Origin of the sequence: Micromonospora sp. CPCC 205546 (assembly GCF_036902715.1) — a bacterium.
In the GTDB taxonomy this organism is placed as follows: domain Bacteria; phylum Actinomycetota; class Actinomycetes; order Mycobacteriales; family Micromonosporaceae; genus Micromonospora.
In genome coordinates this window covers 129,179-141,512 of the sequence record NZ_JBAKHL010000001.1, presented here as the reverse complement: position 1 = coordinate 141,512, position 12,334 = coordinate 129,179, and the positions used below count along the sequence as shown (strand labels likewise).

Sequence of the window (12,334 nt, the reverse complement as noted above, 5' to 3'; positions counted from 1 at the left end):
CGAAGGGGCCCCCGGCGACGAGGGGCCCCTTCTCCGTTCTGCCGTCAGGAGTAGGAGACGCCGATCTGGGCGCGGATGGAGTCGAGCAGCGCCATCACCTCCAGCGTGGCGGCGTGCGGGACCAGGGGGCTCTCCAGCAGGCCCTCGGCGAGGCAGCGCTGGACCTCGGCGGCCTCGTGCTGGTAGCCGCCGCCGACCAGCTCGTCGGTGATCGTCTCCGGCTCGGCGCCCGCGCGGTGCAGGGTCGCCGAGCCGGGGCGGAAGAACGGCTCGGGCAGGTCGATCCGGCCGGTGGTGCCGGTGATCGAGGCGACCGGCGCGGTCGCCCCGACCATGCCGCAGCTCAGCGTGGCGACCGCCCCCGAGTCGTAGCCGAGGACGATCCCGGTGTTCTCGTCCACCCCCTCGGGGCTCAGCCGCGCCCAGGACCGGACGTGGTCGGGCACGCCGAGCAGCAGGTGGGCCAGGCTGACCGGGTAGACGCCGAGGTCGAGCAGGGCGCCGCCGCCGAGCGTCCGGGCCCGCATCCGGTGCTCAGGCGGGAACGGCCCGGCCAACCCGAAGTCGGCCCGCACGCCGGTCACCGTGCCGATCGCGCCATCCGTGACCAGCCCGCAGAGCCGGCGTACGAGCGGGTTCGTCCGCATCCACATGGCCTCCATCAGGAAGACCCCGGCCGCGTGGGCGGTGTCGACCAGCTCGACGCTGGTCGCCAGGTCGAGGGTGAACGGCTTCTCCAGCAGCACCGCCCGGCCGGCCGCGAGGCAGGTCATGGCCGCCTCGTGGTGCGCGGCGTGCGGGGTGGCGACGTAGACGACGTCCAGCTCGTCGTCCGCGGCGAGTTCCGCCCAGGAGGCGTACGCCCGCGGCACGCCGTGCCGGGCCGCGAACCGCTGCGCGCTCTCGGCGGTGCGGGAGCCGACCGCCGCGAGTTCGGCGCCCGGGACCAGGCGCAGATCCTCGGCGAAACGGGCGGCGATGTTGCCGGTGGCCAGGATGCCCCATCGAGTCATGCCGGCCACGCTAGCGAAGATCACCCGACGGCGGCGGGGGCGATCCACCCGTCGGGAACTAGGCTCGGCGCATGACGATCGACGCCGACGGCTTCCCCGCACCCCCGGCGCTCGTGGAGCACGCCCGCCGCTTCCGCGCCGAGGGCGGCACCCCGGCGGCGCCCCGGGTCGCGGCAACCGTGCTGCTGCTCCGCCCCGCCGGCGACGACTTCGAGGTCTACCTGATCCGACGGGTCGCCGCGATGGCCTTCGGCGGGATGTACGCCTTCCCCGGCGGCGGGGTCGACCCCTCGGACTCGCAGGCGCACCTGGACTGGGCCGGCCCGTCGCCGGCCGGGTGGGGTGAGCGGCTGGGGCTGACCCCCGAGGCCGCGCAGGCGGTCGTCTGCGCCGCCGCCCGGGAGGTCTTCGAGGAGGCCGGGGTCCTGCTCGCCGGCCCCGACGCACAGACCGTGGTCGGCGACGTGAGCGGTGACGACTGGGAGGCCGACCGGGTGGCGCTGGAGCAGCGCCGGGGCGGCTTCGCGGACCTGCTCGCCCGGCGCGGGCTCACCCTCCGGTCGGACCTGCTGCTGCCGTGGAGCCGGTGGATCACGCCGGAGTTCGAGCCGCGCCGCTTCGACACGTACTTCTTCGTGGCCCTGCTGCCCGAGGGGCAGCGGACCCGGGACGTCTCCGGCGAGGCCGACCACACCCTGTGGGCCCGCCCGGCGGACGCCCTGGCCCGGGCGGAGGCCGGCGAGCTGACCATGCTCCCGCCCACCCTGGTGAACCTGGCCCAGGTGGCGGCCGGCGGCGACCTGGCCGGCGTCGCCCGCGCGGCGGCGACCCGGGACGCGGCCACCCCGGTCACGCCCCGCCTCGACGTGCCCGCGACCGGCGAGCCCCGGTTCGTGCTGGGCTGACCGTGGTCGTCGCGTGCGCGCAGGCCGGCGCGGCTAGGCCACGAAGATGCAGAACGGGTGACCGGACGGGTCCGCGAACACGTACAACGGCTCGTCGGGGTCGTCGGTCCGGTCGAGCAGAAGCTCCGCGCCCAGGGCCTCGGCCCGCTCCCGCTGCCTCTCCAGTTCGGACGCGTTCGGGACCGTGAGGTCGAGGTGCAACTGCATCGGCACGTCGTGCCGGGGCCAGGTGGTCCGGGGCAGACGATCGACAAGTTGGAAGGCGAGCTTGGCCGCTCCGTCGGAGTCTCGGAGCACGAGCCAGTCCCGGTCGTCGGCCGTCCCGTCCGTCGGTGGTTCGTCACCGGGTCGGTACCGCAGCCCGAGCAGCCGCCGGTAGAACTCGGCGAGCTCCCGGGGGTTCGTGCTGTCGAGCACGGTCTGCAGCAACCGGGGGTATTCCGACATTCCCGTCCTCCACAGCGACCGTAGGCGTTTTTCGACTCTAGGGCAGATCCCTTCCCCGCCCGGGCTCGCCACGGCCCGGGCGGGGAAGGGAAGGGCCCCTTCCCCGCAGGAGAAGCGGGAGAAGGGGCCACTGCCCCGCCGCTCAGCCGAAGCGGCCGGTGATGTAGTCCTCGGTCTTCTTCACGCCGGGGTTGCTGAAGATCTTCTGCGTGTTGTCGTACTCGATGAGGCGGCCCGGGTCGCCGGTCTTCTCGATCGAGAAGAAGGCGGTCCGGTCCGAGACGCGGGCGGCCTGTTGCATGTTGTGCGTGACGATGATGATGGTGAACTTGTCCTTGAGCTGGAACATCAGGTCCTCGATGGCCAGCGTGGAGATCGGGTCGAGCGCCGAGCAGGGCTCGTCCATCAGCACCACCTGCGGCTCGACGGCGATGGTCCGGGCGATGCAGAGCCGCTGCTGCTGACCGCCGGAGAGCCCGGCGCCGGGCTTGCCCAGCCGGTCCTTCACCTCGTCCCAGAGGTTGGCCGAGCGCAGCGCCCGCTCGGCCGCCTCCTCCAGGATCGACTTCCTGCGTACGCCGTTGAGCCGCAGCCCGGCCACCACGTTCTCGAAGATGCTCATGGTGGGGAACGGGTTCGGCCGCTGGAAGACCATGCCGATCATGCGCCGGACGGCGGTGACGTCCACGTCCCGGTCGTAGATGTCCTGGTCGTCGATGGTGAGGCTGCCCTCGACCCGGGCACCGGGGAGCACCTCGTGCATCCGGTTGATCGACCGCAGGAAGGTGGACTTGCCGCAGCCGGACGGGCCGATCAGGGCGGTCACCGTCTTCGGCTCGACCGTCAGGTTGATGTTCTCGATCGCCTTGAAGGCGCCGTAGTAGGCGGTGACGCTCGAGGCTTCGATGCGCTTGGCCATGGTGGTGGTACCTCCGGGGTTCATCGGCCGAGCCGGTTGCGACGGGCCAGCAGCTTCGCCGCGACGGTCAGGATCAGCACGAGGGCGACCAGGGTGAGTGCGGCGGTCCACGCCCGCGCCGGCGCGTACCTCGACGCGTCACCGGCCTGCTGGTAGACGAAGAGGGCCAGCGACGACTGGTTGTTCTCGAACGGGTTGAAGTTGATCGCCGCGCCGCCGCCGGCGACGAGCAGCACCGGGGCGGTCTCGCCGGCCGCTCGGGCGATGGCGAGCATGACGCCGGTGACGATGCCCGGCAGGGCGGTCGGCAGTACGACCCGCAGGATGGTCTTCCACTTCGGCACGCCGAGGGCGTACGCCCCCTCGCGCAGCGGCGCCGGGACGAGACGCAGCATCTCCTCGGTGGAGCGGACCACGGTGGGCAGCATCAGCACGCTGAGCGCGAGCGCGGCGGCGAAGCCGGAGAAGCTGGGCCGCCCGTCGTTGAACCACGGCGAGACGATCAGCACCCAGAAGGCCAGCACGAACAGGCCGGCGACGATCGACGGGATGCCCGTCATCACGTCGACGAAGAACCGGATCGCGGCGGCGAAGCGGCCCCGGCCGTACTCGACGATGTAGATCGCGCAGAGGATGCCGAGCGGGACGGTGATCAGGGTGGCGACGCCGACCTGCTGGAGCGTGCCGACGATCGCGTGGTACGCGCCGCCGTTCGCATCCCGCGCGCCGATGTTGTTCATCGAGGTGAGGAAGAAGTCGGCGTCCAGCCGCTCGGCGCCCTTGCTGACCAGCGTCCAGACCACCGAGGCCAGCGGCAGGACGGCCAGCACGAACGCGGAGTGGATCAGCGCGCTCCAGGTGCGGTTGCGCGCCGACCGCCGCCCCTCCACCCTGTTGGCGGCGGCGAACAGGCCGGCCAGGTAGAGCAGCGCGGCGACCACCACGACCAGCACCGGGCCGCCGGTGCCGGTGCCGTACACGAACGCGGCGGCGACCAGGATCGCGGCTGCCGCGATGGCCGGCGCGGCGTACCTCGGCAGGCGCCGGGCCCGCAGCGTGGGCGGCTGGGCCGGCGGACGGGTGCGGTGCGACGTGAGAGTGGTGGTCATGCGGCCGACTCCGTGAACTCCCGGCGGCGGTGGATGATCGCCCGCGCCGTGATGTTGACGATCAGCGTGATGGCGAAGAGCACGAGGCCCGAGGCGATGAGCGCGCCCCGTCCCGTGTCGTTCGCCTCGCCGAACGTGTTGGCGATGTTGGCGGCGATGGTGTTGCCGCCGCTCTCGATGAGGTTGAACGAGATGCCGAAGGTGATGCCGAGGGTCATCGCCAGGGCGATGGTCTCGCCGAGCGCCCGGCCCAGACCGAGCATCACCGCGGCGACGATGCCGGGCCGCCCGTACGGCAGCACCGCGGTGCGGATCATCTCCCAGCGGGTGGCGCCGAGGGCGAGGGCGGCCTCCTCGTTGGCGGTCGGGGTCTGCAGGAACACCTCGCGGGAGAGCGAGGTGATGATCGGCAGCACCATGATCGCCAGGACCAGCGCGCCCAGCATGATGGACTTGCCGAACGGGCCGTCGCCGCCGAAGATCGGGATCCAGCCGAAGTACGTGTTCAGCCAGGTCGAGAAGTTCCGCACCGGGTCGATGAAGACGTCGCGGCCCCAGAGGCCGAAGACCACGCTCGGCACCGCGGCCAACAGGTCGATCAGGAAGCCCAGGGCGGTGCCGAGGCGGCGCGGCGCGTAGTGGGACAGGTAGAGCGCGATGCCCAGGGCGACCGGCACCGCGATGAGCAGGGCCAGCGCGGAGCTGAGCACGGTGCCGAAGGCGAGCGCCCCGATGCCGAACTTGGGTTCCGCGTCGTTCGGGAACCAGCCTTCGAACGTCCAGAAGCTCTCGGTGTTGGCCCGCAGCGCCGGCACCGCCTTGGCGACCAGGAAGACCGCGATCGCCGCGATGACGACCAGGACGGTGGTGCCGGCGGCCAGGGTGAGACCACGGAAGGCCCGTTCGGCGCCGAACGCCCGGGCCCGGGGCAGCGCGCCGCCGCCGCCCAGGCCGGCTCCGCCCGGCGTACGGGTGCTGACTGGTGCCTCGACCACACGCGCCGAGGCACCGGCGGGCCGGTCGTGACCGTCGGTCACGCTGGTCCCGCCGGTGCCGGCGTGGGCCGAGCGGTGAGGGGTTTCACCCATCTGCTCGCTCGCTTCGGGTTGAGGTGGTGGTGGTGTCGGTGCGGCCGGCTCAGGCGAGGTTCTTGACCGCGGCCTCGACCTTGGTGCGGACCGTCTCGGGCAGCGGGGCGTAGCCCAGCTCGGTCAGGTCGGCCTGGCCCGCGGGGCTCGCGGCGTGGCCGAGGAAGCCCTTGACCAGCGGGAGCTTGTCGGCGGCGAGGCCCTTGGTGCAGACGATCTCGTAGGTCACCAGGACGATCGGGTAGGCCCCGGCCTCCTTGGTGTTGTAGTCGATCTTCATCTTCAGGTCGTCGCCCTGGCCGACCACCTCGGCGCCGGCGATGGTCTTGCCGGCCGACTCGGCGGTCAGCTCGGCGAACTCGCCCGCGCCGTTGCCGACCTTGGCGGTCTTCAGGCCGCCGTTCTCGGCGTACGACCACTCGACGTAGCCGATGGTGCCGTCCTGGCCCTTGATCGCGCTGGCCACGCCGTCGGACTTCGCCGCGCCGGTGCCGCCCGGGGCCTTCCACTCCTTGGCCTTGCCGAACGTCCAGTCGGACGCGGCGGTCTTGGTGAGGAAGTCGGTGAAGTTGTCGGTGGTGCCGGAGGAGTCCGAGCGGTGCACCGCGTTGATCGCGGTCGACGGCAGCTTGGCGTCCGGGTTGTCGGCCTTGATCGCCGGGTCGTCCCACTTGGTGACCTTGCCGGCGAAGATCTTCGCCAGGGTGGCCGGCTTGAGCCGGAGGTCGTCCACGCCGCTGACGTTGTAGGCGATGGCGACCGGGCCGATCACCATCGGCAGGTTGATCGCGGCGCCGCCGACGCACTTGGCGTCGGCCTGCGGCTGCTCCTCCTCCTTGAGGGCGGAGTCCGAGCCGGCGAAGTCGGCGGTGCCGGCGATGAAGGCCTGGATGCCGGCGCCCGAGCCGGAGGGCTCATAGTTGATCTTGGCGCCGGAGCACTTCTGCTGGTACGCCTTGATCCACTCGTCCATGGCGTTCTTCTGCGCCGACGAGCCCTGGGCGTTCAGCGTGCCGGTGGCGCAGTCGGCGGCGGCCGATCCGGAGGCGGAGGCGCTGCTCGCGGGCTCGTTGTTGTCCGAGCCGCATGCGCTGAGAGCGAGCGTCGCGGTAAGAGCGAGGCAGGCGAGGGTGCCGTGCCGCTGGAGCTTCACCTGAGGGGTTTCCCTTCACGTCTGACATCGCACCCGGATTGGGGCCCGGGGTGCCGGCGCTGACCGGCTGATCCAAAAGCTAGGAGCGCCAGGTAGCCGGTTCGCCGGTCGGAAGTGAACGGGGAGTGAACAGGTGCGGCAGCGCGGATGACCGCTCGCTGAGGGTGAGTTGTCCGTCGGGTGAACGCGGATGCGCCTGCCGGGGGTGCGGGCGGGCGTCGCGTCCCGGGCCCGGGGCGACGCGCCCCGGGCCCGTGGCGACGCGCCCCGGGCCCGTGGCGACGTCAGGCCGACTGGTAGTTGACGTGCGCCGACCAGCGGGCGAAGCCGAGCCGCTCGTAGAGCGCCACCGCCGCGGAGTTCGACTCGTCGACGTAGAGCATGACCCGGTCCAGGTCACGCTGGTCGCGCAGGTGCGCCAGGCCGGCCGCGGTCAGCGCGCGCCCCAGCCCACCACGGTGGGCCGACGGGTCCACGCCGAGGACGTAGACCTCGCCGATGCGGGCCGAGCCCGGTCGCTCGTGGACCTTCGTCCAGTGGAAGCCGAGCAGCCGGCCGGTGGAATCGTCGACGGCGAGCAGGAAGCCCTCCGGGTCGAACCACGGCTCGGCGAGGCGTACCCGCAGGTCGGCGGGGGACCAGCGACCCTGCTCCGGGTGCGCGGCGAAGGCCCGCGCGTTGAGCGCCAGCCACTCCTCGTCGTCGGCGCCGGGCCGGAAGGCGCGCAGCGTCACGCCGTCCGGCAGCGGGTGCTGCGGGACGGGGGCGGTCAGCGGCCGGCGTAACTGCCAGAGCACCCGGGCCCGGTGCAGGCCCAGGTCGACCGCGAGCGCGGCGGCCGAGGGATGGTCGCCGTGCGCCCAGACCCGCAGCGGACCGTCCGCCGCCGCCAGGACGCCCCGGGCCAGCGCCCGACCGGTCCCGCGCCGGCGGTACGCCGGGTGCACCACCAGCTCCACCCCGACCCCGGCGGCCGCGTCGGTGGTGTCCAGGTGCGCGTACCCGATCAGGGTGCCGTCGTCCGACCGGGCGGTCAGGTGCACGGCGGGCGCGTCCGGGTCGCGGAGCCGGAGCAGGACGTGCTCGTCGAAGGGGTCCGCCCCGTCCGCGTCGCCGGCGGCCCCGGCCAGGGTCGTCACGTCGGCGATCTCCGTGGGGCTGAGGCGGTCGGCCCGGGTCACCCGGCCGCCGCTCGCATCGGGGTTGCTCATGACGTCACCGTAGTCGGGTCCGCGCCCGGCGCCGCCGCGCTCGGACCGGTCGCCGGCTGCCCGGCGGACGTCCCGCGCGGGCGCGCGCGTCCACGTGCCGGCTCATGTCGCCCCGCGGGGCAGCGCCTCCACCTCGAACCGGCTGGTCAACTCCGGCAGGATGTGGTGCAACGCGTCCACCGTGCCCTGCCGGTCGCCGCCGGCGTCGTGCAGCAGCACGACCGAGCCGGGTACGACGCCCGCGACGACCGTCGCCGCGATCCGGCCGGCTCCCGGCACCTCCCAGTCCTCCGGGTCCACGGTCCAGTGCAGCGGCGTCATGCCGAGCTCGTGGGACACCGACACCACCTGGCCCGTCCACGCGCCGCCGGGCTGCCGGTAGTACGCGATCGGCGCGTCGGGCACCGCCGCCCGGATCGCCGCACTGGTGCGGAGCAGGTCCGCCCGGATGGCGCCGAGCGAGCGCTGGCCGAGGGTGACGTCGTGGTTCCAGCTGTGGTTGCACAGGGTGTGCCCGTCGGCCGCGATGGCCCGGATCAGGTCCGGGTGGCGCTGCGCGTTCTCGCCGACCACGCAGAAGGTGGCCCGCACCTGGTGCTGGCGGAGCAGGGCGAGCACCTGCGGGGTGTACTGCGGGTCCGGCCCGTCGTCGAAGGTCAGCGCGACCAGCGCGGTGCCGCTGGTGGTCTGCGTGCCGAACGGCCCGTCGGCCGGGCCCGGCTGCGGCGCGCCGTCGGGCCCGGTGTCGCCCTCCTGCCCGGCCTCCGTCGGGGCGGTGCCCGGGTCGCTGGCCGGGGCGGTGGCCGGGGCGGTGCCCGGGTCGCCCGTCGGCGTACGCCGCGCGGTGTCGTCCGCCGGTGGCTGGTCGGCGTAGTGCGGGCCGGTGGCGCTGGTGGTCACGCTGGATCGGGAGGTCGGCGGGTCGGGGACCAGGCTGCGCCCGAGGGCGTACGCGGAGCCGAGCAGCGCGGCGACGACGAGCGTGACGAGACCGATGGTGCGTACGGCCGAGGGATCTCGGATCAGTGGGCCCGTCCGTGCGGATCCGCCGCCGCTCCCGTGGTCGATGCGCACCCCGTTGCCCCCTCGCATGTCGCAAACCCGGCAATCAGAATAGAACCGGCTAGCAACGCGAAAGGGGCAAATGGGTAAAGCCTCGGAGGAGCGGGGAGGTTCAGGCCGGCAGGGGCGCGCGCTCGCTCTCGGGCAGGGAACGCGACGGCGGTACGACGAACTTGTAACCCACCTGGCGGACCGTGCCGATCATCGACTCGTACTCGGAGCCGAGCTTGGCCCGCAGCCGCCGCACGTGCACGTCGACGGTGCGGGTGCCGCCGAAGTAGTCGTAGCCCCAGACCTCCCGCAGGAGCTGGTCGCGGGTGAACACCCGGCCCGGGTGCTGGGCCAGGAACTTCAGCAGCTCGAACTCCTTGTAGGTGAGGTCGAGCGGTCGGCCCTTGAGCTTCGCGGCGTAGGTGTCCGGGTCGATCGTCAGCTCGCCGGCGCGGATCGAGCCGCCGGACCCGGCGGTGGCGTTGCTCAGCCGTCCGACGGCGAGCCGCAGCCGGGCCTCCACCTCGGCCGGGCCGGCGGCGGCCAGGATGACGTCGTCGACGCCCCAGTCGGCGTTGAGCGCGATCAGGCCGGCCTCGGTGACCACCGCGACCAGCGGCACCCCGAGCCCGGTGGCGTGCAGCATCCGGCAGGTCGCCCGGGCCTCGCTCAGTTCGGAGCGGGCGTCGACCAGCACCGCGTCCGGACTCGGGCCGGCGACCAGGGTGCGCACGTCGCGTGGCGCGGTGCGCACCGAGTGCGGCAGCAGGTCGAGCGCCGGCAGCACTGCGGACGGCTCGCCTGCGCGAGGTGTCACCAGCAGCAGGATCTCCACGATCACCTCCGTCCCGGCGGCCGTCGGCCGCGCGCGACCAGCGCACTCCGCAACGGGTGTGGCGCTGATGAACTTGCGTGGGTCCCGGCGTCACTGACGGGTCGGGGTAGCGGCTCGAGCGTAACGGATCGCCTCGGCCGCACCTCCGCGTCCTTTCCCGTTTGCCCGGCTTGCCCGTGATCGTGCCCCAGGTTTTAACGTTGCGGAAACCGTGGCACCCGCGACGGCCGGCGGGTCTGGCACGATCGGGGCGTGTTTCCCTCCAGCTCGCCCGAGACCGGCCGCGACCAGTGGCCCGACGGGCCCCGTCCCGGGCCGTCCGATCCCTCCCGTGGCCAGCCGCCGGCGCCGCGCACCGGGCCGACCCCGGACGACGACGGCGAGCGCCAGGAGCGCACCGGCCCCCGCCGCGCCCGTCGCGCCGGCGAGCCGGCCCGACGGCCCGACGACGAGCCGGACGACGAGCCGGACGAGGAGCCAATCGAGCCGGTCGAGGTGCGTCGCCCGCTCGCGCTGACGGTCGCCGGGTTCGCCGTCCTGCTCGGGGTGGGTCTGGTGCTCGGGGCCCAGACCTCCGGCCCGGGGCACCGGCTGCCCTTCGCGTTCGTCATCCTCGGCGTCCAGTTGCTCTTCGTGCTGGCCTGGACGATGGCCATGCGCCCGCCCGCGCTGCTGCTGGTGGCCGCGGTCAGCGTCGCCGCCGCGGTGGCGGCCGACACGGCGGCCGTGCAGACGGACGTCGCCGGCCTGGCGCCGCTGGGCTACGTGGCGGCGGGCGGCTTCGTCCTCGGTGTGCTCGGCCAGCTCGTCCGGCGGGTCGACCGGGTGCGGGTGACCGACTCGCTGGGCAGCACCCTGCTGGTCGTGGTCGGTGTCGTCGCCTTCGCCACCCTGATCGTGCTCAGCCGGATCCCGGCGGGCACGCAGGCCATCACGGTGTGCCTCACCGCCAGCGCCGTCGCGCTCACCGTCGCCCGGCTGACCGACGCCGTGGCCCCGTGGCCCCGGCTGGCCCCCCAGGTGCCCCGGGGCGCGGCCGGCGTGGTCGCCGGCGCGATGGCCGGCACGCTGGTCAGCGCCCTCCTCGGCGGCTACCTGGTGACGCCCTTCACCCCGACCCGGGCCGCGATCATCGGGCTGGTCACGGCGGTCGCCGCCGTACTGGCCGACCTCGCCGTCGGCTACGCCGAGGCGGGCCGGCTGATGGCGGGGGAGCCGCCGACCATGTGGGTGGCCCGGCACATGCAGGGGCCGCTCGGCGGCTTCGCCCTGGCCGCGCCGGCCGCGTACGCCATGTGCAAGCTCGTTCTCTGACACCGGGTTGAGGTTTTCCCCGTCCGGGTACCACCGATGGGCCGCTCCGCGGCACCCCCGGCATTGACGAACAGGAGGCGGCGTGGCGCACGACGACACGTACGAGGAGCGGCCCCGGCGACGCGGGCGCAAGGTGCTCATCACCCTCGTCGTGCTGCTGCTGGTCCTCGGTGGCCTGATCGTGGTGGCCGACCGGGTCGCGGTCGGCGTGGCCGAGCGGGCCATCGCCGACCAGGTCCGGCAGGAGATCGCCAAGCAGGGGGCGCAGTCCTCGCCGCCGGAGGTGGAGGTCGGCGGGGTCCCGTTCCTGACCCAGGTGCTCGACGGCCGCTACGAGCGCATCTCCATCGCGCTGCGTGACGTGCAGGGCTCGGTGCGGGGCGACGCGGTGGCGCTGCCGAAGCTCGACGTGGACGCCCGCAACGTGCGCGCCTCGCTCGACACCATCCGTTCCGGCCAGGGCGACGTGGTCGCCGAGACGGTCGACGGAACGGGCACCATCAGCTACGACAGCCTCGCCAAGCTGCTCGACCGGCCGGGGTTGACCCTCGGCGAGCAGAACGGCCGGCTGGCCGTCACCGCCCCGGTCGACATCCTCGGTAAGCGGCTCACCGTGACCGGCACCGCCGACGTCACGGTCGGCAAGGAGGGCAAGGTGGCGCTGCGCTTCAACGACCTGAACGCCGACGGCCTGCCGAACCTGCCGCTGGCCCGGACCCTGTTGAACAACTACGCCCGCAGCATCTCCATCGACGTGCCTTTGCCCGAGCTGCCGTTCCAACTCGCTGTCCGGGAGGTCCGGCCGTTGCCCGAGGGGCTGGCCGTCACCGCGGACGCCAGGAACGTGCCGATCAACTCCGCCACCGGCTGACCCGCGCGGCTCCCGGCTGTTCCCGGCGACGACCGGCGCGGCTCCCGCTGACCCGCGCGGTGCCCCGGCTGTTCCCGGCGACGACGCGCGCGGCGCGCCGTGCCGGAGCGCCGCGCGGCCGGAGCCCGGGTGCCCCGCCCGGGGTGTCCCGGATGCTGGTCGGCCCGGTGGCGCCCACGCGCCCGACTGATAGGCTCCCTGCTCATGGGGACGCTCCTCACCAAACGGCGCGCGGTCGACCTGTGCCGCGTGGCCACCTGCCTGTGTCGCCCCGCCATCTGACGGCGGGGCTGTCCTAGGCCGCCTGGCGCGGCCATCGGCACGCAGGAGCTCTTTCTCCTCCCGTGCTCTCTCCCAACGCCCGGCAGCGGCGCCGTCGCACAAACCCGAGATCCGTCCAACCGTGGATCCTGCGC

Annotated in this window: 13 protein-coding genes; 4 read left to right on the top strand and 9 right to left on the bottom strand. The window is 73.5% G+C overall.

What is annotated here, in order from left to right; translation table 11 throughout:
* Window positions 1-44 precede the first annotated feature (44 nt).
* Entirely contained in the window at window positions 45-1,013 is a 969-nt protein-coding gene (locus V6U77_RS00675; RefSeq protein ID WP_334604072.1) for a Gfo/Idh/MocA family protein, read from the bottom strand.
* Window positions 1,014-1,084: 71 nt separating this feature from the next.
* On the opposite strand from V6U77_RS00675, the gene V6U77_RS00670 reads away from it, so the two are divergent.
* Window positions 1,085-1,918 (top strand): NUDIX hydrolase, encoded by an 834-nt coding sequence (locus V6U77_RS00670; protein WP_334604071.1) that lies wholly within the window; start codon window positions 1,085-1,087, stop codon window positions 1,916-1,918.
* Between the two features lie 33 nt (window positions 1,919-1,951).
* Here V6U77_RS00670 and V6U77_RS00665 read toward each other — a convergent pair whose 3' ends face one another.
* From V6U77_RS00665 to V6U77_RS00630, 8 genes are all read right to left on the bottom strand, one after another.
* Window positions 1,952-2,365 carry a VOC family protein gene (locus tag V6U77_RS00665; protein WP_334604070.1) on the bottom strand — a complete coding sequence of 138 codons (414 nt, stop codon included), beginning with the start codon at window positions 2,363-2,365 and terminating at the stop codon, window positions 1,952-1,954.
* 142 nt (window positions 2,366-2,507) lie between these two features.
* Window positions 2,508-3,284, bottom strand: a complete 777-nt coding sequence (pstB, locus tag V6U77_RS00660; protein WP_334604069.1) for a phosphate ABC transporter ATP-binding protein PstB — start codon at window positions 3,282-3,284, stop codon at window positions 2,508-2,510.
* 20 nt (window positions 3,285-3,304) lie between these two features.
* Window positions 3,305-4,393, bottom strand: coding sequence for a phosphate ABC transporter permease PstA (gene pstA / locus V6U77_RS00655; RefSeq protein ID WP_334604068.1), 1,089 nt, complete (start codon window positions 4,391-4,393; stop codon window positions 3,305-3,307).
* The gene (pstC, locus tag V6U77_RS00650; RefSeq protein ID WP_334604067.1) at window positions 4,390-5,481 is read right to left on the bottom strand and encodes a phosphate ABC transporter permease subunit PstC; all 1,092 of its coding nucleotides are present in this window, start codon (window positions 5,479-5,481) and stop codon (window positions 4,390-4,392) included. The genes pstA and pstC overlap by 4 nt, the downstream gene beginning before the upstream one ends.
* 49 nt (window positions 5,482-5,530) lie before the next feature.
* Entirely contained in the window at window positions 5,531-6,634 is a 1,104-nt protein-coding gene (gene pstS / locus V6U77_RS00645) for a phosphate ABC transporter substrate-binding protein PstS (protein ID WP_334604066.1), read from the bottom strand.
* 284 nt (window positions 6,635-6,918) lie between these two features.
* Window positions 6,919-7,845: a mycothiol synthase gene (gene mshD / locus V6U77_RS00640; protein WP_334604065.1), complete on the bottom strand. Its 927-nt coding sequence runs from the start codon at window positions 7,843-7,845 to the stop codon at window positions 6,919-6,921.
* Window positions 7,846-7,947: 102 nt separating this feature from the next.
* Window positions 7,948-8,937 (bottom strand): polysaccharide deacetylase family protein, encoded by a 990-nt coding sequence (locus tag V6U77_RS00635; RefSeq protein WP_334604064.1) that lies wholly within the window; start codon window positions 8,935-8,937, stop codon window positions 7,948-7,950.
* A gap of 82 nt (window positions 8,938-9,019) precedes the next feature.
* Window positions 9,020-9,739, bottom strand: a complete 720-nt coding sequence (locus V6U77_RS00630; RefSeq protein ID WP_334604063.1) for a winged helix-turn-helix transcriptional regulator — start codon at window positions 9,737-9,739, stop codon at window positions 9,020-9,022.
* Between the two features lie 246 nt (window positions 9,740-9,985).
* On the opposite strand from V6U77_RS00630, the gene V6U77_RS00625 reads away from it, so the two are divergent.
* From V6U77_RS00625 to V6U77_RS00615, 3 genes are all read left to right on the top strand, one after another.
* Complete coding sequence (locus V6U77_RS00625; RefSeq protein ID WP_334604062.1) at window positions 9,986-11,047, top strand: hypothetical protein; 1,062 nt, start codon at window positions 9,986-9,988, stop codon at window positions 11,045-11,047.
* A gap of 82 nt (window positions 11,048-11,129) precedes the next feature.
* Window positions 11,130-11,918: an LmeA family phospholipid-binding protein gene (locus tag V6U77_RS00620; RefSeq protein WP_334604061.1), complete on the top strand. Its 789-nt coding sequence runs from the start codon at window positions 11,130-11,132 to the stop codon at window positions 11,916-11,918.
* 204 nt (window positions 11,919-12,122) lie between these two features.
* Window positions 12,123-12,200, top strand: a complete 78-nt coding sequence (locus V6U77_RS00615) for an Ms5788A family Cys-rich leader peptide (RefSeq protein ID WP_325050676.1) — start codon at window positions 12,123-12,125, stop codon at window positions 12,198-12,200.
* The last annotated feature ends 134 nt before the right edge of the window (window positions 12,201-12,334 follow it).

Excerpts from the sequence above, each read along its gene's own strand:
- V6U77_RS00665 (WP_334604070.1), bottom strand. The coding sequence starts at position 2,365 with ATGTCGGAATACCCCCGGTTGCTGCAGACCGTGCTCGACAGCACGAAC.
- V6U77_RS00635 (WP_334604064.1), bottom strand. The coding sequence starts at position 8,937 with ATGCGAGGGGGCAACGGGGTGCGCATCGACCACGGGAGCGGCGGCGGA.
- V6U77_RS00675 (WP_334604072.1), bottom strand. The coding sequence starts at position 1,013 with ATGACTCGATGGGGCATCCTGGCCACCGGCAACATCGCCGCCCGTTTC.
- pstC (WP_334604067.1), bottom strand. The coding sequence starts at position 5,481 with ATGGGTGAAACCCCTCACCGCTCGGCCCACGCCGGCACCGGCGGGACC.
- pstA (WP_334604068.1), bottom strand. The coding sequence starts at position 4,393 with ATGACCACCACTCTCACGTCGCACCGCACCCGTCCGCCGGCCCAGCCG.
- V6U77_RS00615 (WP_325050676.1), top strand. The coding sequence starts at position 12,123 with ATGGGGACGCTCCTCACCAAACGGCGCGCGGTCGACCTGTGCCGCGTG.
- mshD (WP_334604065.1), bottom strand. The coding sequence starts at position 7,845 with ATGAGCAACCCCGATGCGAGCGGCGGCCGGGTGACCCGGGCCGACCGC.
- V6U77_RS00670 (WP_334604071.1), top strand. The coding sequence starts at position 1,085 with ATGACGATCGACGCCGACGGCTTCCCCGCACCCCCGGCGCTCGTGGAG.
- pstB (WP_334604069.1), bottom strand. The coding sequence starts at position 3,284 with ATGGCCAAGCGCATCGAAGCCTCGAGCGTCACCGCCTACTACGGCGCC.